The organism is Haemophilus parainfluenzae, assembly GCF_003252725.1.
Classification (GTDB): domain Bacteria; phylum Pseudomonadota; class Gammaproteobacteria; order Enterobacterales; family Pasteurellaceae; genus Haemophilus_D; species Haemophilus_D parainfluenzae_L.
Map to the genome: position 1 here is coordinate 133,494 of NZ_QEPO01000003.1, position 19,494 is coordinate 152,987.

Consider the following 19,494-nt stretch of genomic DNA (forward strand, 5'->3'; position numbering starts at 1 on the left):
TTTGTGATATAAAAAAACCCGAACAATGTCGGGCTTTTTTCAAATCAGCAAAATTATTTGATTTTTGCTTCTTTATAGATAACGTGTTTACGCACTACTGGATCAAATTTTTTGATTTCCATTTTTTCAGGCATATTACGTTTGTTTTTATCAGTTGTGTAGAAGTGACCAGTCTCTGCTGTAGAAACTAAACGGATTTTCTCACGAGCGCCTTTAGCTGCCATGTTTTAGCTCCTTAGATTTTTTCGCCACGAGCACGGATTTCAGCTAACACTGCATCAATGCCTTTTTTATCGATAATACGCATACCTTTCGCAGTTAAACGTAAGGTCACGAAACGGTTTTCACTTTCAACCCAGAAACGGTGAGTGTGAAGGTTTGGAAGAAAACGACGACGTGTCGCATTCAACGCGTGTGAGCGGTTGTTACCCACAGCTGGACGCTTGCCTGTTACTTGACAAACTCTAGACATAATAATCTCCAATAATTTAAATATAAGCTCGAGCTTATGGTTCGGATAATGAAGCTTAAAACTAAGCTTGCTTCCTCGTCAGGTCGCAGTATCCGACCCACTTACTATATTAAAGGTCGCAAATTATACTGACTTTATTTTCATTTCTCAAGTCCAAAAGCGATTTTTCCGTCTTTAAATGGAAATGAACGATAAAAAAATCATCAAATTCCCTAAAACTATAACAGATTATGTTCTGCAAAAGAATAACAAGTCCCTTTGCCGACAATAAAATGATCTAAAATGCGAATATCCATTAACTCAGCGGCTTCAATAATTTTTTGTGTAATCAGTTTGTCGGAATAACTGGGTTCTGCGATACCAGAAGGATGATTATGAGCCAAAATTAAAGCGGCTGCATTGCAGTAAAGGCTTTCTTTGATGATTTCTCGTGGATAAACATTCGTTACATTAATTGTGCCTAAAAATAACCGCTCTTTTTTAATCAAACGATGTTGATTATCTAGAAATAACACCATAAAAATTTCACGTTCTTCGTGGTGAAGCTCCGCTTGAAGATAAAGCTTTACCGTAGATGTGTCGCTAAATACATGCTCTATCAGTAATTCTTGCTTCAGATAGCGTTTTGTCATTTCTGTGGTGGCTTGCAGTTGAATAAACTGAGTAATGCCTAATCCTTTTACTTTGCAAAAGGCTTCTTTATCTGCGCTTAATAAGGTTCGAAGAGAGCCAAAATGTTGCAGCACGTTATGTGATAATTCCATGACAGGGCAACCTTTAATCCCTGTTCGTAGAAAAATAGCAAGTAATTCATGATCTTCGAGGGCTTCAACGCCATATTTCAGTAATTTTTCACGAGGCATTAAAGGAGAGTTTGTCTGCATATTAAGATGATGAAAAGAAAAAAGTGCGGTCAATTTTCAGGATGTTTTCAATCTTTGCGAGAAATCAGTTTTGTTTTTGGTATAGCGATCGCAAAAATAAAATTTTTTATTGGTGAAATTTGAAGTAAAATAGGCGACCTTAAGTTGTTAAGTACTAACACACAAAACATATCCATTCTATTAAGTCGTAGCGGAGTAGCAGATGAGCTTGAGCGGAAAGCGTATTGTTGTCGGGATTACAGGGGGCATAGCCGCCTATAAAACCATTGAGTTTATTCGTTTATTACGCAAATCTAACGCAGAAGTTCGAGTAGCTTTAACGCCTGCCGCCGCTGAATTTGTCACGCCTTTAACGTTACAAGCCATTTCAGGCAATGCGGTTTCTCAATCTTTACTTGATCCTCAAGCCGAATTAGCCATGGGGCATATTGAGCTGGCTAAATGGGCTGATGCGATTGTGATTGCGCCAGCCAGTGCCGATTTTATTGCGCGTTTAACCGTTGGAATGGCAAATGATTTACTAAGTACGATTTGTCTTGCGACAAGTGCGCCTATTTTGCTCGCACCGGCTATGAATCAGCAAATGTACCGCCAGGCGATTACACAACAAAATTTGACCGCTCTTTCTGCGCGAGGCATTCATTTTGTTGGACCCAATAGTGGTTTTCAGGCTTGTGGTGATGTGGGCGCGGGCAGAATGTCAGAACCCGCTGAAATCTTTGAGTCGCTTCAATCACTTTTTGCTGTTCAACAAGATTTAGCTGATTTAAGTGTCACCATTACGGCAGGTCCGACGCGTGAAGCTATCGATCCTGTTCGTTATATTTCTAATCACAGCTCAGGCAAAATGGGCTTTGCAATTGCCGAGGCTTTTACAAAACGTGGGGCAAATGTCACCTTAATTGCAGGCCCTGTTAATCTGACTACGCCGAAAAACGTTCATCGTATTGATGTGACAACTGCCCATGAAATGTGGCAAGCCTCTCTTGAAAGTGCGGTCAAAAATCGTATCTTTATTGGCTGTGCCGCAGTGGCAGATTATCGAGTTGCGGAAGTTGCCGAGCAAAAAATTAAGAAAACCAATGATAACGATGAGCTTTCCCTTAAATTGGTGAAAAATCCAGACATTATCGCAAGTGTGGCAAGTTTAGAAAAAGATCGTCCATTTGTTGTGGGCTTTGCAGCTGAAACACAAAATGTTGCTGAATATGCGAAGAGCAAACTTCAACGTAAAAATTTAGATATGATTTGTGCCAATGATGTATCGGGTGGGCAAGTATTCGGACAAGATCAAAATGCCTTACAGATCTTTTGGAAAACAGGCGAAAAATCGTTGCCGTTGGCTGACAAAAATAAATTGGCAGAAGTGTTAGTCACCGAAATTGTTGAGCATTATCACAAATAAAATAGGCTCAAAATTCGTTGGATTTTGTGACCGCACTTTTGTATGACAGATTTCTTTTAAAGGATAAATAAGCATGAAAAAAATTGATGTAAAAATTTTAGATAGCCGTATTGGCAACGAATTTCCTTTACCAACCTATGCAACCGAAGGTTCTGCAGGTTTGGATTTACGTGCATTGCTTGAAGAGGGCATTGAAATTCAACCAGGTGAAACTAAACTTATCCCAACAGGCCTTTCAATTTATATTGCCGATCCGAACCTTGCAGCAGTGATTCTGCCTCGTTCGGGTTTAGGCCATAAACACGGTATCGTATTAGGTAACTTAGTGGGCTTAATTGATTCAGATTATCAAGGTCCATTAATGGTATCTGTATGGAATCGTGGCCATGAACCGTTCAAAATTGAAGTTGGCGATCGTATTGCACAATTAGTGTTTGTGCCAGTAGTACAAGCGGAATTCAATATTGTCAGCGAATTTACCGAAACTGAACGTGGTGAGGGCGGTTTTGGTCATTCAGGTAAAAAATAAACTATGGTAGAACAATTATCTCTCGTAGAAGTTGATGAGATTGCCGCGGAAATCAAACCGCCAAAAATCGAAAAACGTACAGTAAAAGAACGTCGGCAACAAGTGTTGACGGTGCTTACCCATATGCTGCATTCTGAACGCGGAATGGAGCGTATGACAACAGCGCGTTTGGCGGAAGAAGTGGGGGTGTCAGAGGCGGCACTTTATCGTTACTTCCCAAGTAAAACCAAAATGTTTGAAGCGTTGATCGATAATATTGAAGCAAATTTATTTAGCCGTATTACCACATCGATTCGTAATGAAACTAATACGATGAATCGAGTGCGTGACATTATGCAGATGATCCTCGACTTTGCGCGTAAAAATCCTGGTTTGACACGTATTTTAACCGGACATGCCTTGATGTTTGAAGAGCCACTTTTACAGGCTCGTGTTGCCCAATTCTTCGATCGCCTTGAAATGCAATTTGTGAATATTTTACAAATGCGAAAATTACGCGAAGGGCGCGGTTTTAATGTCGATGAACGTATTATTGCGGGGCATTTAGTGACGCTTTGTGAAGGACAGTTTATGCGTTATGTCCGCACAAACTTCCGTTTAGGCGCAAATCAAAGTTTTGAACAGCAATGGCGTTTTCTCGAACCGCTTTTTGCTTAATTGACTTTAGTTGATAAATATATGATTATTCCGTGGCAAGAATTGCCAACAGAAACCTTAGAAAATATTGTGGAAAGTGTGGTACTTAGGGAAGGCACCGATTATGGTTCACACGAATTTTCTTTAGAACAAAAAAAACAACACCTACTAAATAAGATTCACAATGGAAGTGCAGTGATTGTTTGGTCAGAATTACATGAATCCATTGATATCAAAGATAAAATGGAATTTCTAAAATGAATCAATAGGAGCTTATATGTCAGAAGATGTAGAATTACTTGAAGAACAAAAGTTACAAGACGATGATCAGCAGCGCGATCCTGCTCTGGATTGGTTCCTAACTCACTGCCATTTGCATAAATATCCGGCAAAATCGACCTTAATCCATGCAGGGGAAGATGCGAATATTTTATATTTCTTAATTAAAGGAAGTGTGATGGTTTCATCGAAAGATGATGAAGGCAAAGAGATGATTTTATCTTATTTAGGTGCCGGACAATTTTTTGGTGAAGCGGGTTTATTTGACGAAGGTTCGAAACGTTCTGCTTGGGTGAAAACCAAAACCCCTTGTGAAATTGCAGAAATTTCCTATAAAAAATATCGTCAGCTTATTCAAATTAATCCTGAGATTTTAATGTTCCTTACTTCTCAGTTATCAAAACGCTTGCAAAACACGTCTCGACAAGTGACTAACCTGGCCTTTTTAGATGTGGCAGGGCGTATTGCTCAGGCGCTTATGCATCTAGCAAAACAACCTGAAGCCATGACTCATCCTGATGGTATGCAGATTAAAATTACGCGTCAGGAAATTGGTCAAATGGTGGGCTGTTCACGTGAAACCGTAGGGCGAATAATTAAGATGCTGGAAGATCAGAATCTCATTCATGCGCACGGCAAAACCATTGTTGTTTACGGCACTCGATAGCAAAAATAACCGTCTTTAATCAGACGGTTATTTTATTTTTGTTACATTGATGTGATAGTTGAAATGCCTTTGTTAATTTTTATACAAAAAGTGAGAAAATACTTCTTTTAGTGAAATATCTTAATTGACAAAATAGCGGAAGACTTCTATCATAATACAGCCTTCCAATGTGGTTTGTTTGGAAGTCAGGATTGGTCTCCTGAATATATAAGTGGCTTTTAAAAGATTCTTAATCTTTTAATTTTATATCGCAGACTGGAACCCCAGAGATGCTTTAAATCTATGGTGGGCTAGGTAGAAATCCCGCAGGGATGCGATGCAGTAAGCCACTTGCTGTTAAGACCAATTCTGCTTAGTTCCACCACCCTTCAAAACAATCTTCAATTTTCAAACTTTCATTTAACTCACTTCGAACGAGAAATTCTCAGCTAAAGAGCGGTCATTTTTTACTTTATTTTTGGCAAAAAAATACCGACCCATTTCTGAGTCGGTATTTCATTTTGTGTATTTTATTTTACTTTTTGTTTCATGGCTTCTGCCACAAGTTCAGCTTCAGGTCCAAGAACCACTTGTAAGCCATCGTTACCAATTTTCACGATACCTTTTGCACCAAGAGACTTAAGCTGTTCTTCATTGATTTTGTGTTGATCCACTAAGCTTAAACGTAAGCGAGTGATACAAGCATCAATATTTTTGAAGTTATCTGCACCACCTAAAGCATCAATAAATTTGACCGCTCTTTCTTCGCGAGATTGGCTCGCTGCTGGTTGTGCAGTAGTGGTTTCTTCCGCTTCTTCGGTACGACCTAATGTTTTTAAGTTGAACGCTTTAATTGCAAAACGGAATACGGCATAGTAAATCACGAAGAATACTAAGCCTTGTACGATTAGCATATACCATTCAACGGCTAACGGGTTGCGTGATGAAAGCACCATATCCACGAGACCCGCACTGAAACCGAAGCCTGCAATCCAATGCATTGTCGCCGCGATAAAGACGGAAATACCGGTTAATACCGCGTGGATGAAGTAAAGCACTGGCGCAACAAACATGAAAGAGAATTCTAATGGTTCAGTGATACCGGTAAAGAATGAGGCAAATGCACCTGCAAGCATAATGGATGCAACTTTCGTTTTTTGGCTTGGTTTAGCACTGAGATAAATCGCTAATGCCGCACCCGGTAAGCCGAACATCATGACAGGGAAGAAACCGGCTTGATACATACCCGTTACACCAACTGTTGCCGTACCTTCAGTAAGTGATTTTGCACCACCTAAGAAGTTTGGAATATCGTTGATACCGGCTACGTCAAACCAGAATACTGAGTTTAATGCGTGGTGTAAGCCAACCGGAATGAGTAAACGGTTGAAGAAACCATAAAGACCCGCACCAACTGCACCTAAATCTTTAATGCTTTCACCGAATGACACTAAACCGCCGAAAATATATGGCCAGATGTAAAGCAATACGAAGCTGAGAAGCATCATAACAAAAGAGACAACAATCGGCACGAGACGTTTTCCGCTAAAGAAGGAAAGGGCTTTTGGTAATTCCACTTGATAGAAGCGGTTATAAAGTTCAGCCGAAATTACCCCGATTAAAATCCCAATAAATTGGTTATTGATTTTCCCGAAAGCGGCGGGCACTTCACTTACATCGATATGTTGTAGCTGAGCAACACTGCCAGGTGAAAGTAGAGTGGTTACCACATAGTAACCCACTAAACCTGAAAGTGCAGCGGAGCCATGTTTGTCCTTAGATAAACCGAAAGCAACACCAACGGCAAAAAGCAGGCCCATGTTATCGATGATAGCACCGCCTGATTTAATTAAAAATGCAGCAAGTTGACTGTTAGCTCCCCAGCCATCTGGGTCAAGCCAATAACCAATACCCATCAGTACAGCCGCTGCTGGTAAGACAGCAACAGGTACCATTAAGGCTTGCCCAATTTTTTGCGCATAACCTAACACATTCATTTTTTTCTCCTATTTATAAGTAATGAAGTATTACTTCATATTCTAAAGTAAAAAAAAATATTTTGTACAAATGTGGCAACTTTATCTCAAAATTGAGAAGCCGATCACAAATTTTGAAATTGTACTTCAAAAAATATTTTTTTATGGTGCAAGTTTTACTGCGTTTTACTATAATGACCAAAAAGCCAAAAGGAAACCAAGTGTTACTGTCTAATGTAGGAGTTTATATGTCGAAATTATCACATAATGAAGTCTTAGATAAAATCAAATTTGGTCTTATTGCTTCTTGTCAGCCTGTCGATGATGGCCCGATGGATAAACCAGAAATCGTGGCGGCCATGGCACAGGCTTCTGTTGCTGGTGGCGCAGCGGGCTTGCGTATCGAGGGCATAGAAAATCTTAAAGCAACACGCCCTACCGTGAATGTACCAATTATCGGTATTGTGAAACGTGATTTACCTGACAGCCCTGTACGAATTACCCCATTTTTGCATGATATTGAAGATTTAGCGAAAGCTGGTGCAGATATTATCGCCGTGGATGGGACAAATCGCCCTAGACCCGTAGATATTGAAAGTGCGGTCAAAAAAATACACGAATCAGGCTGTTTAGCCATGGCGGATTGTTCGAATTTAGAAGAAGGCTTGTACTGTCAAAAACTCGGTTTTGATATTGTGGGCAGTACGATGTCTGGCTACACCGGTGGCACTGTGCCGGAAGAGCCTGATTATCAATTAGTTAAAGATTTGAAAGCAGCAGGTTGTCGAGTCATGGCAGAAGGACGCTATAACACCCCTGAGTTGGCGAAAACGGCAATTGAAATTGGTGCTTATTGTGTGACAGTAGGTTCTGCATTAACTCGCTTAGAGCATATCGTAAGTTGGTTTACCGAAGCCATTCATTCAGCAAAAAAATAAAGGAAGAAGATATGTCATTAACAGTGGATAGTGGTCAGACATTACAGCGTTGTTTGGCATTAGATATTGGTGGCACGAAAATCGCTTCTGCTATAGTGAAAAATGGTGAGATTCAACAGCGAAAACAGATTTCCACGCCACAAGATGATGCTGCGCAAGCAATGCATCAAACCCTTGCTCAGTTGCTAAAAGAATATGAAGGACAGTTTGATTATGTCGCCGTTGCTTCAACAGGCATTATTAATCAAGGCATTCTGACCGCACTTAACCCTAAAAATTTGGGTGGATTAGCCCAATTTCCATTAAAAGATAGCATTGCACAGCATACTGATAAACCGATTGGTTTACTTAATGATGTGCAAGCTGCCGCCTATGCCGAGTATCAATTACAAAATCCTAATGATGTTCAAAATTTTACCTTTATTACGGTTTCAACAGGCGTAGGGGGCGGTTTAATTTTAAATCATCGTTTACTTACTGAGCCAAACGGCATTGCTGGGCATATTGGCCATACATTATCTGATCCTAATGGTCCAATTTGCGGCTGTGGTCGCCGTGGTTGTGTTGAAGCCATTGCATCCGGTCGCGCGATTGAAGCAGTTTCTTCTCAATGGGATGATCCTTGCGATCCAAAAGAGGTCTTTGCACGTTTCCGTCAAAATGATGAAAAAGCAACCGCACTTGTGACTCGTTCAGCACAAGCCATTGCGAATTTAATTGCGGATTTGAAGATTGGATTAGACATGCAAAAAGTCGTGGTTGGCGGTAGCGTAGGGTTGGCAGAAGGCTATTTACCGTTAGTTCAATCTTTATTAAGTGAACTTCCCGCTGTTTATCACTGCGAATTAGAAAGCGCTCAATTTGGACAAGATGCGGGCTTGATTGGTGCGGCGTACTGGGTAAAAGATTGCTTATTACAAGCAAAAAATACGGGGGTAGTGTATGGCTAAAAACGGCAATATTTTAAATACCATCAGCTCGTTATATCGTAGTTTAACGAAGACGGAAAAGAAAATTGCGGATGCAATTTTATTGAATCCCGATCTTGCAGTGCAAGCTCCTTTAGCTGAAATTGCCGCTCATTTAGAAGTGGGGGAGGCGACCTTTGTGCGTTTTTGCCGTACTCTCGGCTTTAAAGGCTTCAGTGATTTTAAATTGGAATTATCCATCGAGCTTGCCACAAAAGATGGCAAAGATAATACCGTATTAGATTCAGATATTACCGATTCTGACAACTCATTGAATATTGCACATAAGCTGAAATCTGCCATCAATAACGTGATGGATGAAACCATTAATTTATTAGATTTTGAGCAGTTGGAAGAGGCAGTAAAAGCCATTCAACAAGCAAATCGTGTCTTTTTATTTGGTGTGGGCACATCCGGCATTACTGCGGAAGATGCCAAAAATAAATTGATGCGTATCGGTGTGCAAGTGGATGCGACAGGTAACAACCATTTTATGTATATGCAGGCATCGTTATTGACGAAAAAAGATGTGGCAATTGGTTTGAGCCATTCAGGTTATTCTCAAGAAACCACTCATACCATGAAAATCGCCAAAGAAAACGGTGCCAAAACCATTGCGATTACGCACAGTTTGCGTTCACCCATCACAGAATATGCTGATCTTGTTTTAGTGAATGGGAATAAGCAAGGTAAGCTACAAGGCGACTCTATCGGCACGAAGATTGCTCAATTATTCGTATTAGATTTGATTTACGCTTTATTGGTACAGGCATCACAGGAAAGTGCGGTCAAAATAAAGCAAAAAACATTAAATGTCATTTTAGAACAACGTATCAAATAGGAGAGAAAAATGCGTAACTTAAAAGGTATTTTTAGTGCGTTATTAGTATCATTCAATGAAGATGGCTCTATCAATGAAAAAGGTTTGCGTGAAATCATTCGCTATAACATTGATAAGATGAAAATTGATGGTTTATATGTAGGCGGTTCAACAGGTGAAAACTTCATGCTTTCTACGGAAGAGAAAAAACAAATTTTCCGTATTGCGAAAGATGAAGCAAAAGACCAAGTCGCGCTAATCGCACAAGTGGGTAGTGTGAACTTACATGAAGCAGTGGAATTAGGTAAATATGCAACCGAATTAGGCTATGACAGTCTTTCTGCAGTAACCCCGTTCTACTATAAATTCAGCTTCCCTGAAATCAAACATTACTATGACACGATCATTGCTGAAACAGGCAATAATATGATTGTGTACTCAATTCCGTTCTTAACAGGCGTGAATATGGGGATTGAGCAATTCGGCGAACTTTATAAAAACCCGAAAGTGCTTGGTGTTAAATTTACCGCTGGGGATTTATATTTATTAGAACGCTTGAAAAAAGCTTATCCAAATCACCTCATTTGGGCTGGTTTTGATGAAATGATGGTGCCGGCAGTCTCTCTCGGTGTAGATGGTGCAATTGGTAGTACATTCAACGTAAACGGTGTGCGCGCAAGACAAATCTTTGAATTAACCAAACAAGGTAAATTGGCTGATGCACTTCAAGTTCAACACGTGACCAATGACCTTATCGAAGGCATTTTAGCAAATGGCTTATATCTCACTATCAAAGAGTTATTGAAACTAGAGGGTGTGGATGCAGGTTATTGCCGGGAACCAATGACAGCAAAAGCAACACCAGAGCAATTAGCGAAAGCGAAAGAGTTAAAAGCAAAATATTTATAAATTAATGGAAAAGTGACCGCACTTACTTCTTTCCTCTCTCTATAGCGGGGAGGAAAGAGTGTCAGTGTGGTACGGATAAGGAAGGTTATTATGCGTCTCATTCCTCTGAACAATGAACAACAAGTCAGCCGTTGGGCGGCGCGTCATATTGCTGATCGAATTAATCATTTTAAACCTACAGCAGAACGTCCTTTTGTATTAGGTTTACCAACAGGCAGTACACCACTTAAGACCTATCAAGAATTGATTAAATTAAATCAAGCCGGAGAAGTGAGTTTTAAACATGTGGTGACCTTTAATATGGATGAATATGTGGGTTTGTCAAAAGAACATCCAGAAAGCTATCACAGTTTTATGCATAATAATTTCTTCAATCATATTGATATTCAACCGCAAAATATCAATATTTTGAATGGTAACACAGCTGACCATGATGAAGAATGTCGTCGTTATGAAGAAAAAATTAAATCTTACGGCAAGATTCATTTGTTTATGGGCGGTGTAGGCGTTGACGGTCATATTGCCTTCAATGAGCCAGCGTCTTCTTTAAGTTCGCGTACCCGTATTAAAACCTTAACACCAGATACGATTATTGCGAATTCTCGTTTCTTTAATAACGATGTAAATCAAGTACCAAAATATGCTTTAACAATCGGTGTGGGTACATTACTTGATGCAGAAGAAGTAATGATTTTAGCAACAGGCCATAATAAAGCCTTAGCCGTGCAAGCTGCGGTAGAAGGCAGTATTAATCACCTTTGGACAGTAAGTGCCTTACAGCTCCATCGTCATTTTGTTTTAGTATGTGATGAGCCAGCACTGCAAGAATTAAAAGTGAAAACAGTGAAATATTTTACTGAATTGGAAAGCCGTGCGATTCATAGTGTGTTATAAGTGCGGTTAATTTTAATTGGATTTTAGGAAGGTATGATGAAGTATGCATTGATTAACAGCGTAATCTACACCAAAAATGAGGTGTTAAGAGATTATGCGGTGGTTATTGAAGGGGAATATATTCAATCCGTTATTCCACAAAGCGAATTAGAAAGTGGGATTAAAGCCATTGATTTAAAAGGGCATAATCTCACAGCTGGCTTTATTGATCTGCAATTAAATGGCTGCGGCGGCGTGATGTTTAACGATCAAACAAGCGTAGAAACATTAGAAATCATGCAAGCCACTAATTTGAAATCAGGCTGTACCAGTTTCTTACCAACGTTTATCACTGCACCAGATGAAGATATCAAACGTGCAGTAAATATTATGAGAGAGTATTTGAATAAGCATAAAAATCAAGCGCTTGGATTACACATCGAAGGTCCTTATTTAAGTATTGAGAAAAAAGGGGTGCACCGCCCAGAATATATCCGTGAAGCGACGCCTGAGATGAAAGATTTCTTATGTGATAATGCGGATGTTATCACCAAGCTTACCATTGCAGCTGAAAACCCAACGGTGCAATATATTCCTGATTTTGTGAAAGCAGGTATTATCGTGTCTATTGGGCATTCTAATGCGACTTATGAAGTGGCGAAAGCTGCCTTTCATAAAGGTGCGACTTTTGCGACTCACTTACACAATGCCATGTCGCCGATCAGCTCAGGACGTGCGATGGGTGTAGTTGGTGCGGTATTAGACTCCGATGTTTACACAGGCATTATTGTAGATGGCGTGCATGTGAATTTTGGTAATGTTCGCTTAGATAAAAAAGCGAAAGGTGACAAACTTTGTATCGTGACCGATTCTCTTGCTGCTGCAGGTGCGCCACCTGAATTGGAAACCTTCACTTTTGTAGGAAAACCGATTTATGTGAAAGAAGGTCGTTGCTACGATGCGAATGGTACGATTGCAGGTGCATCAATTACCATGATGGAATCCATCAAAAATGCTGTGGAGTATGTGGAAATTCCATTAGCAGAAGCAATTCGTATGAGTAATCTTTACCCAGCAAGAGCTATTGGCGTAGATGATCGTTTAGGCTCAGTTGAAGCTGGTAAGGTAGCGAACTTGGCGGTGTTCACAAAAGATTATGATGTGATTGGTACCGTATTGAATGGTGAATGGAAACCAAACTAAAGTGCGGTCAAAAATAGCATTGTTTTAAACGTAATCCGATCCTTAAACCGATCGGATTATTTTTTATGGTTGCAATTCGGTGATCTTACCGGTATCCACTTGGAACAATTTTCCTTTTTCCACTTGCATCTCTTTGAGTTGACCTTGAGTGATGGCAGTAACAAAGACTTGAGATCCACTTTGTTGCAAGCGTTCAGCTAGAAGCGCACGTTTATGTTGATCCAATTCAGAGGCAAAGTCATCAATTAAAAAGATACAATGACGTTGTTTTTGAATCATTAAGTGTTCACCTTGGGCTAAACGTAGCGCACACATCAATAATTTTAATTGACCGCGAGAGAGTACATCTTCCACGGGGAGCCCATTGGCTTTAAAGCGGAAATCGGCTTTTTGTGGACCTGAAACCGTATAGCCAATGGCTTTATCTCGCTCAAAGTTTTGCGCCAATAATTCTCCATATTCTGTCTCTTTCTCCCAGCCTTGATGAAAGCTCACAGTAATTTCTAATTCAGGTAAAAATAACTGGCAGGTTTTTTCGATCTCAGGACGTAAGGCTTCTGCATATTCAGCGCGCCAATCACTCACTTGATGGGCTAATTTAGCTAATTTAATGTCCCATATTTTTATTGCAGAATAAGGCTGGTTTTGACTGAGTGCGGCATTTCGTTGTTTTAATAAACGGTTTAAGGCAACCCAAGAGGAATGAAAGCTATTATGGTGGTGGAATAAACCCCAATCTAAAAATGCACGTCGAAAACTTGGCCCACCGTTTAATAGGGTAAGTCCTTCAGGCGTAATTAATTGCATGGGTAAAAGGTGAGCTAGATCGGCAATTTTATTACCGTCTTCACCATTTATTTTCGCAATGGTATTACCTTGACGAAGTTTTTGTAAGCCAACAGACCATTGATGCTGGCTTTCTTGAATTTGTCCAAAAAGCGTGAAATGAGGTTCGTCGTAAGAAATGATGCGATTTGCGACCGCACTTTTGAAAGAGCGCCCATGTCCGAGATAAAAAATGGCTTCTAATAAGCTTGTTTTTCCGCTGCCGTTGTTGCCGACTAAAAAGTTAAAGCCGTGATCAAATTCAAGATCCACGGCATTTAAATTTCTAAATTTTTCAACAATTAAGCGAGAAATGGCCATTATTTTTAGAGGCGCATTGGCATAATGACGTATTCTGCGCTTGCATCATCGCTGTTTTCAATTAAGCAGCTTGATGACGCATCTGTGAGGCGAATACGTACTTGTTGGCATTTTAAGGCATTTAATACATCTAAAATGTAAGTCACATTAAAGCCCACTTCCATTTCTTCACCTTGATAATTCACATCCACGATTTCTTCTGCCACTTCGTGTTCTGGGTTAGATGCGGTAATTTTAAGTTGGTTTTCACTTAAGTTTAAACGCACGCTACGTACACGTTCATTTGAAAGGATAGATGCACGAACAAAAGCTTGTTTTAAGGTTTCCCAGTTACCTTCTACGATACGAGTTGCATTACGTGGTAATACACGACGATAATCAGGGAAGCGACCATCAATGAGTTTTGAGGTAAACACTATGTGGTTTAAGTGGATACGAAGATTATTCGTGCCAATTTGCAAACGAGCAAGTTCGTCACTGCTTTCTAATAGGCGATTCAATTCTAATACACCTTTACGAGGGAGAATAACTGAATGAGTTTGCAGATCTTGATCTAATTCGATCGTGCAAACCGCAAGACGGTGACCGTCAGTGGCAACAGTACGTAATAAATTACCTTCTGTTTCAAATTTCATGCCGTTTAAGAAATAACGAGCATCCTGGTTTGCCATTGAAAATTGGGTTGCTTCAATTAAGCGACGCAAGGTGCTTTGCGGTAAGGCAAAATCCACTTCAGATTGCCAATCCGTTAGATTTGGATATTCTTCAGCAGGCAGAGTAGTGAGATTAAACTTACTGCGGCCTGATTCTACAATGGCGCGATCTTCTTCAAAGGTAACTGTAATTTCAAATTCATCTGATAGCGTGCGGCAAATATCTAAGAATTTTTTAGCCGGAATGGTGAAAGCGCCATCAGCGCTTGAAGAAGAAAGTTGAGTATAGCTAGAAAGCTCAACTTCAAGGTCTGTACCTGTAATGGTTAAACGGTTATCTTCAATTTGTAATAACACGTTATTTAATACAGGAATATTCGGACGATTGCTTAATACGCCACAAACTTGCTGTAAGGGTTTTAATAGATTTTCTCTTGAAATGCTAAATTGCATCATTGGCTCCTTATGCAGATAATGTGCGAATTAAATTCGCCCAATCTTCTTGAATACTGCTGTCTTTTTCACGGAATTTTGGCACTTCACGGCAGGCATTTAAGACTGTCGTGTGATCGCGTTCAAAGGCACGGCCAATTTCCGGTAAGCTTTTATTGGTTAATTCTTTTGCTAACGCCATCGCAACTTGACGAGGGCGAGTAACTGATCTCGCTCTGCTTTTTGATTTTAAATCAGCCACTTTAATTCGATAGTATTCTGCCACGACTTTCTGAATGTTTTCAATGGTTACCAAACGTTCTTGTAAGGCAAGAATATCTTTTAATGTGTCACGCACAAAATCAATATCAATGTGACCACCTTTGAAGTCTTGCATCGCTTTCACACGGTTTAACGCACCTTCTAATTCACGAACATTGGTGCGTAAGCGTTGGGCAATAAAGAATGCCACTTCTTCTGGCAGATCCATATGATGTTCTTCTGCTTTTTTCAGTAAAATCGCAACACGAGTTTCTAAATCAGGTGGTTCAATAGCAGTGGTTAAACCCCAACCGAAACGAGATTTTAGGCGTTCTTCAATTTTCTCAATTTCTTTTGGATAGCGGTCAGAGGTCAAAATAATTTGACGGCCGGTTTCAAATAAATTATTGAAAATATGGAAAAATTCTTCTTGTGTTTTTTCTTTTTCAGCAAAGAATTGAATATCATCCACTAATAATGCATCAAGAGAACGATAGAATTTTTTAAATTGATCCATTTTATTATCACGCATCGCTTTTACCATGTGTTGCATAAAATTATTAGCATGGATATAAAGCACGCGGGCATTCGGTTTATTCGCTAAAATGCCATTACCGATTGCGTGTAATAAGTGGGTTTTACCTAAACCTGTACCCCCATATAAAAAGAATGGGTTTGCTGTTGGTTCACCTGGTGCGAGAGCGAGTTTTTGACCTACGGCACGGGCGAGTTGGTTTGATTTACCTTCAACAAAGTTTTCAAATAAATGCTTACGATTTAGGTGCGATTCAAATTTGCTTGGTGCATCAGATTCTTGCTGAAAACTGACCGCACTTTCTTGATGATTAACTGTTTGAGTTGGGGCCGATTCAACAGCTTTTGGAGCAGGTTTTACCCCTTCTTTTACGATAATGTGTAAATTTGGATTTTTAGCAAGGGCTTGGCAAATTTGATGAATTTGAGCCAAATAATGATTTTCCACCCAGCTTTTTACAAACATATTGGACGCATATAACACCACTTGATTTTGCGAGATTACATCCGCTTGTAGTGGGCGTAACCAAGTGCTGAGATCCATCGGAGAAACCTGATCTTGTAGTTGTGATAAGCAATCTTGCCATAGGGTAGAAAGGCTCACGATAAATTATCCTTATGTTATATGCGTATAAAATAAAAGCCGCAAAAGTGCGGTTAAAAATCGAAGAGAATTTTACAATAATTTAGGCAAAAGATCTTCTGTTGCCCATCAAAAAAAGACAAAAAGGTTGCTTGAGATTTTGCCCAAAATCCGTATAATCCCCACGATTTTAGAAGAAACGGAAGATTATTTCGGAATTTTCTCTTTTCTTATTTGACGAAAGCCCAATTTATGATTAAAATTGCGGTCTATTTTTTATAACCCTTGTTGTGTTTTGAATATCAAAACAGTAAACCATTTTGATTTAGGTAGATTACAATGAAACGTACATTTCAACCTTCTGTATTAAAACGTAGCCGTACTCACGGTTTCCGTGCTCGTATGGCAACTAAAAACGGCCGTCAAGTTTTAGCTCGTCGTCGTGCTAAAGGTCGTAAGAGTTTATCTGCATAATCACCTCTTTTAGTGATTAAGCTAAACTTCTCTCGGGAGTTACGATTGTTAACTCCCGCTCAATTCAAAAATGTCTTCGAACAACCGTTTCGAGCAAGCACCCCTGAAATTACCATTCTCGCACGCAAAAATAATCTTGAGCATCCACGCTTAGGTTTAACTGTGGCTAAAAAACATCTTAAACGAGCACATGATCGTAATCGTATTAAACGTTTAGTTCGTGAAAGTTTTCGTTTATCTCAACATAATTTGCCTTCTTGTGATTTTGTCTTTGTGGCGAAACGTGGCATTGGTCAGCTTGATAATAAAACGTTTTTACAAACTTTGGATAAATTATGGGCACGTCACATTCGTTTGGCACAAAAATCCTCATCGCTTTAATTAAGTTTTATCAAGTAGCGATTAGCCCTTTAATCGGGCCCCGTTGTCGTTTTGTGCCAACCTGTTCTTGTTATGGTATTGAGGCGTTAAAAACACATGGATTGTTAAAAGGTAGTTGGCTTACGCTAAAACGTGTATTAAAATGTCACCCCTTAAGCGCCGGTGGATTCGATCCTGTTCCGCCGAAAAAGATTAATAATAACGATGAGAAAAAATAATGGACTCAAGACGTAGCCTATTAGTGCTTGCACTACTCTTTATTTCTTTCCTTGTTTATCAGCAATGGCAACTTGATAAAAATCCACCTGTTCAACAACAGACCACGGAACAAACAACAGCCGCCTCTTCTGATGTCCCGGCAAGTTCTTCTTCATCTGCCGAAGTAGTGGCAGACTCACAAACAAAAGGTCAAATTATCACATTAGAAAATGATGTACTCCGTTTGAAAGTGGATACATTAGGTGGTGATGTAATCAGTTCTGAACTATTAAAATATGATGCAGAATTAGGTTCAAAAGAACCTTTCGTCTTGTTAAAAGATACAAACGAGCATGTTTACATTGCACAAAGCGGTTTAATTGGTAAAAACGGGATCGATACAAAAGCAGGTCGCGCGCAATATCAAGTTACTGGCGACAATTTCAAATTAGCAGAAGGTCAAAATGAACTTTCAGTGCCATTAACATTTGAAAAAGATGGTGTGACTTATCGTAAAATCTTTGTATTAAAACGCGATAGCTATGATGTAGGTGTTAATTTTGAAATTGTGAACCAAAGTGGTAGCACAATTGAAGTTGAACCTTACGGCCAATTAAAACATACATTAGTTGAAAGCAGCGGTAACGTGGCAATGCCTACTTATACCGGTGGTGCATATTCTTCTTCTGAAACAAATTACAAAAAATACAGCTTCAGCGATATGAAAGACAAAAATCTTTCTATCGATACCAAAGCAGGTTGGGTTGCTATTTTACAACACTATTTCGTATCAGCTTGGATCCCAAATCAAGATGTAAATAACCAACTTTATAGTATTACAGACAGCAAAAATAACGTTGCGTCTATTGGTTATCGTGGTCCAGTAGTATCTGTTCCAGCGGGTGCAACAGAAACAATTACCAGCTCATTATGGACTGGTCCAAAATTACAAAACAAAATGGCTGAAGTGGCTAACCACTTAGACTTGACTGTAGATTACGGTTGGGCATGGTTTATCGCGAAACCATTATTCTGGTTATTAACGTTCATTCAAAGTATTGTATCTAACTGGGGTGTGGCAATTATTTGTGTCACCTTAGTGGTGAAAGCGATTTTATATCCGCTTACAAAAGCACAATACACTTCTATGGCGAAAATGCGTATGTTGCAACCGAAAATGCAAGAAATGCGTGAACGTTTTGGTGATGATCGCCAACGTATGAGCCAAGAAATGATGAAACTTTATAAAGAAGAAAAAGTGAATCCACTTGGCGGTTGCTTACCATTAATCCTTCAAATGCCAATTTTTATCGCATTATACTGGACGTTTATGGAAGCGGTTGAACTTCGTCATGCGCCATTCTTTGGTTGGATTCAAGATTTATCGGCACAAGACCCTTACTACATTCTCCCAATCTTAATGGGCGGATCAATGTTCTTGTTACAAAAAATGTCACCGACACCAGTTGCAGATCCAATGCAACAAAAGGTGATGAACTTCATGCCGTTGATCTTCATGTTCTTCTTCCTCTGGTTCCCGGCAGGTCTAGTACTTTACTGGTTAGTGTCTAACTTAATCACTATCGTACAACAACAAATGATCTACCGTGGTTTAGAGAAAAAAGGGTTACATACCCGTAAAAAATAATCACTAACCGCACCTTTGGGTGCGGTTTTTACATATATTTATGATGTTCAATACAAGACTAAAAGTCATTTCGTTATTTATTTTAATTGGGTTAATTATATATCCTACGTTTTCAGATAAGACCCTACTTCCTGGTGCACGTCTTGATGTTTATGTTTCCCTTGTATTAAGCATTCTTCTTTTTTTTGTCGTGATTTATTGGAAAGTGGAAAATGTCCTTTTACAAAGAAAGGCAAAGCCTAAAAGAGCTTCCAATAAAAAGAAACCCAAAGAAAATATTTTTTATCACATACTCATGAAAGTATTGGGGTATATTATTATGTGTAGTGGTTTTTTTTGTTGCTTTTTCTTACTTTCAAACACTTTCTTAACTTTCTATGTTTCCATTTGGGGACAAGAAGAAAACTATATAGCCGAGGTTACTTATAAGCGTAAAAACAAATCGATATATAGTATTAATATTTCATCTAATCAATATGGAAATGAAAGATTCACTTCTAAAAAGGTTTATAATTCGGTAGAGAATGGGCAAATACTCCAAATTTATAAAAAAAGAACGAGCTCGCTCTCCTATATTGATGCATCTGAAGTAATGAAACTTAATGCTCTTTCCAATTAATTTTTCCTCAAGATAACCGCAATATTA

At 39.3% G+C, this 19,494-nt stretch carries 23 protein-coding genes; 16 read left to right on the top strand and 7 right to left on the bottom strand.

Annotated elements, in window-relative coordinates:
• Nucleotides 1–53: 53 nt before the first annotated feature.
• The 3 genes from rpmG to radC all read right to left on the bottom strand — a co-directional run bounded on the left by rpmG (nucleotide 54) and on the right by radC (nucleotide 1,356).
• On the bottom strand, nucleotides 54–224 hold the full coding sequence (gene rpmG, locus DPV85_RS05510; RefSeq protein ID WP_005613503.1) for a 50S ribosomal protein L33: 171 nt from the start codon (nucleotides 222–224) through the stop codon (nucleotides 54–56).
• A gap of 11 nt (nucleotides 225–235) precedes the next feature.
• Nucleotides 236–472 (bottom strand): 50S ribosomal protein L28, encoded by a 237-nt coding sequence (rpmB, locus tag DPV85_RS05515; RefSeq protein WP_005599762.1) that lies wholly within the window; start codon nucleotides 470–472, stop codon nucleotides 236–238.
• A 218-nt stretch (nucleotides 473–690) separates the two neighbouring features.
• A complete protein-coding gene (gene radC / locus DPV85_RS05520; RefSeq protein WP_111327346.1) occupies nucleotides 691–1,356 on the bottom strand; it encodes a RadC family protein in 666 nt (221 codons plus the stop codon).
• Nucleotides 1,357–1,558: 202 nt separating this feature from the next.
• Here radC and coaBC point away from each other — a divergent pair, with 202 nt between their 5' ends.
• From coaBC to crp, 5 genes are all read left to right on the top strand, one after another.
• Complete coding sequence (gene coaBC / locus DPV85_RS05525; protein ID WP_111327347.1) at nucleotides 1,559–2,761, top strand: bifunctional phosphopantothenoylcysteine decarboxylase/phosphopantothenate--cysteine ligase CoaBC; 1,203 nt, start codon at nucleotides 1,559–1,561, stop codon at nucleotides 2,759–2,761.
• Between the two features lie 73 nt (nucleotides 2,762–2,834).
• The gene (gene dut / locus DPV85_RS05530; protein WP_005698440.1) at nucleotides 2,835–3,290 is read left to right on the top strand and encodes a dUTP diphosphatase; all 456 of its coding nucleotides are present in this window, start codon (nucleotides 2,835–2,837) and stop codon (nucleotides 3,288–3,290) included.
• 3 nt (nucleotides 3,291–3,293) lie between these two features.
• Complete coding sequence (slmA, locus tag DPV85_RS05535; RefSeq protein WP_005698358.1) at nucleotides 3,294–3,947, top strand: nucleoid occlusion factor SlmA; 654 nt, start codon at nucleotides 3,294–3,296, stop codon at nucleotides 3,945–3,947.
• Between the two features lie 21 nt (nucleotides 3,948–3,968).
• The gene (locus tag DPV85_RS05540; RefSeq protein ID WP_005695554.1) at nucleotides 3,969–4,187 is read left to right on the top strand and encodes a YheU family protein; all 219 of its coding nucleotides are present in this window, start codon (nucleotides 3,969–3,971) and stop codon (nucleotides 4,185–4,187) included.
• Between the two features lie 16 nt (nucleotides 4,188–4,203).
• Nucleotides 4,204–4,872: a cAMP-activated global transcriptional regulator CRP gene (gene crp / locus DPV85_RS05545; protein WP_065243870.1), complete on the top strand. Its 669-nt coding sequence runs from the start codon at nucleotides 4,204–4,206 to the stop codon at nucleotides 4,870–4,872.
• Between the two features lie 509 nt (nucleotides 4,873–5,381).
• On the opposite strand, the gene nagE is transcribed toward crp, so the two are convergent.
• Nucleotides 5,382–6,848, bottom strand: coding sequence for an N-acetylglucosamine-specific PTS transporter subunit IIBC (gene nagE, locus DPV85_RS05550; protein ID WP_111327348.1), 1,467 nt, complete (start codon nucleotides 6,846–6,848; stop codon nucleotides 5,382–5,384).
• A gap of 227 nt (nucleotides 6,849–7,075) precedes the next feature.
• Here nagE and DPV85_RS05555 point away from each other — a divergent pair, with 227 nt between their 5' ends.
• The 6 genes from DPV85_RS05555 to nagA all read left to right on the top strand — a co-directional run bounded on the left by DPV85_RS05555 (nucleotide 7,076) and on the right by nagA (nucleotide 12,538).
• Nucleotides 7,076–7,765: an N-acetylmannosamine-6-phosphate 2-epimerase gene (locus DPV85_RS05555; protein ID WP_070582515.1), complete on the top strand. Its 690-nt coding sequence runs from the start codon at nucleotides 7,076–7,078 to the stop codon at nucleotides 7,763–7,765.
• 11 nt (nucleotides 7,766–7,776) lie between these two features.
• Nucleotides 7,777–8,715 (top strand): N-acetylmannosamine kinase, encoded by a 939-nt coding sequence (locus DPV85_RS05560; RefSeq protein ID WP_111327349.1) that lies wholly within the window; start codon nucleotides 7,777–7,779, stop codon nucleotides 8,713–8,715.
• Nucleotides 8,708–9,574 (top strand): MurR/RpiR family transcriptional regulator, encoded by an 867-nt coding sequence (locus DPV85_RS05565; protein ID WP_005698439.1) that lies wholly within the window; start codon nucleotides 8,708–8,710, stop codon nucleotides 9,572–9,574. The genes DPV85_RS05560 and DPV85_RS05565 overlap by 8 nt, the downstream gene beginning before the upstream one ends.
• Before the next feature lie 9 nt (nucleotides 9,575–9,583).
• Nucleotides 9,584–10,462: an N-acetylneuraminate lyase gene (gene nanA / locus DPV85_RS05570; RefSeq protein ID WP_111327350.1), complete on the top strand. Its 879-nt coding sequence runs from the start codon at nucleotides 9,584–9,586 to the stop codon at nucleotides 10,460–10,462.
• Between the two features lie 90 nt (nucleotides 10,463–10,552).
• On the top strand, nucleotides 10,553–11,356 hold the full coding sequence (nagB, locus tag DPV85_RS05575; RefSeq protein WP_111327351.1) for a glucosamine-6-phosphate deaminase: 804 nt from the start codon (nucleotides 10,553–10,555) through the stop codon (nucleotides 11,354–11,356).
• 36 nt (nucleotides 11,357–11,392) lie between these two features.
• Complete coding sequence (gene nagA / locus DPV85_RS05580) at nucleotides 11,393–12,538, top strand: N-acetylglucosamine-6-phosphate deacetylase (RefSeq protein ID WP_111327352.1); 1,146 nt, start codon at nucleotides 11,393–11,395, stop codon at nucleotides 12,536–12,538.
• 63 nt (nucleotides 12,539–12,601) lie between these two features.
• On the opposite strand, the gene recF is transcribed toward nagA, so the two are convergent.
• Genes recF through dnaA form a run of 3 tightly spaced genes read right to left on the bottom strand, consistent with a single transcriptional unit; the run spans nucleotide 12,602 to nucleotide 16,168 of the window.
• Nucleotides 12,602–13,684 (bottom strand): DNA replication/repair protein RecF, encoded by a 1,083-nt coding sequence (gene recF / locus DPV85_RS05585; protein WP_049385033.1) that lies wholly within the window; start codon nucleotides 13,682–13,684, stop codon nucleotides 12,602–12,604.
• A gap of 5 nt (nucleotides 13,685–13,689) precedes the next feature.
• Nucleotides 13,690–14,790: a DNA polymerase III subunit beta gene (gene dnaN / locus DPV85_RS05590; RefSeq protein WP_111327353.1), complete on the bottom strand. Its 1,101-nt coding sequence runs from the start codon at nucleotides 14,788–14,790 to the stop codon at nucleotides 13,690–13,692.
• A gap of 10 nt (nucleotides 14,791–14,800) precedes the next feature.
• Nucleotides 14,801–16,168 (bottom strand): chromosomal replication initiator protein DnaA, encoded by a 1,368-nt coding sequence (dnaA, locus tag DPV85_RS05595; RefSeq protein ID WP_111327354.1) that lies wholly within the window; start codon nucleotides 16,166–16,168, stop codon nucleotides 14,801–14,803.
• Between the two features lie 318 nt (nucleotides 16,169–16,486).
• Between dnaA and rpmH the strand changes: the two genes are divergently transcribed.
• From rpmH to DPV85_RS05625, 5 genes are read left to right on the top strand one after another with little or no spacing between them, the layout of a single operon-like run.
• Nucleotides 16,487–16,621, top strand: a complete 135-nt coding sequence (gene rpmH / locus DPV85_RS05605; protein ID WP_005539760.1) for a 50S ribosomal protein L34 — start codon at nucleotides 16,487–16,489, stop codon at nucleotides 16,619–16,621.
• Between the two features lie 12 nt (nucleotides 16,622–16,633).
• Entirely contained in the window at nucleotides 16,634–17,002 is a 369-nt protein-coding gene (rnpA, locus tag DPV85_RS05610) for a ribonuclease P protein component (protein ID WP_111327355.1), read from the top strand.
• Entirely contained in the window at nucleotides 16,957–17,220 is a 264-nt protein-coding gene (yidD, locus tag DPV85_RS05615; RefSeq protein ID WP_005695569.1) for a membrane protein insertion efficiency factor YidD, read from the top strand. The genes rnpA and yidD overlap by 46 nt, the downstream gene beginning before the upstream one ends.
• Entirely contained in the window at nucleotides 17,220–18,848 is a 1,629-nt protein-coding gene (yidC, locus tag DPV85_RS05620; protein WP_111327356.1) for a membrane protein insertase YidC, read from the top strand. Before yidD ends, yidC begins: the two co-directional genes overlap by 1 nt.
• 40 nt (nucleotides 18,849–18,888) lie before the next feature.
• Nucleotides 18,889–19,467, top strand: coding sequence for a hypothetical protein (locus DPV85_RS05625; protein ID WP_111327357.1), 579 nt, complete (start codon nucleotides 18,889–18,891; stop codon nucleotides 19,465–19,467).
• Nucleotides 19,468–19,494 lie beyond the last annotated feature (27 nt).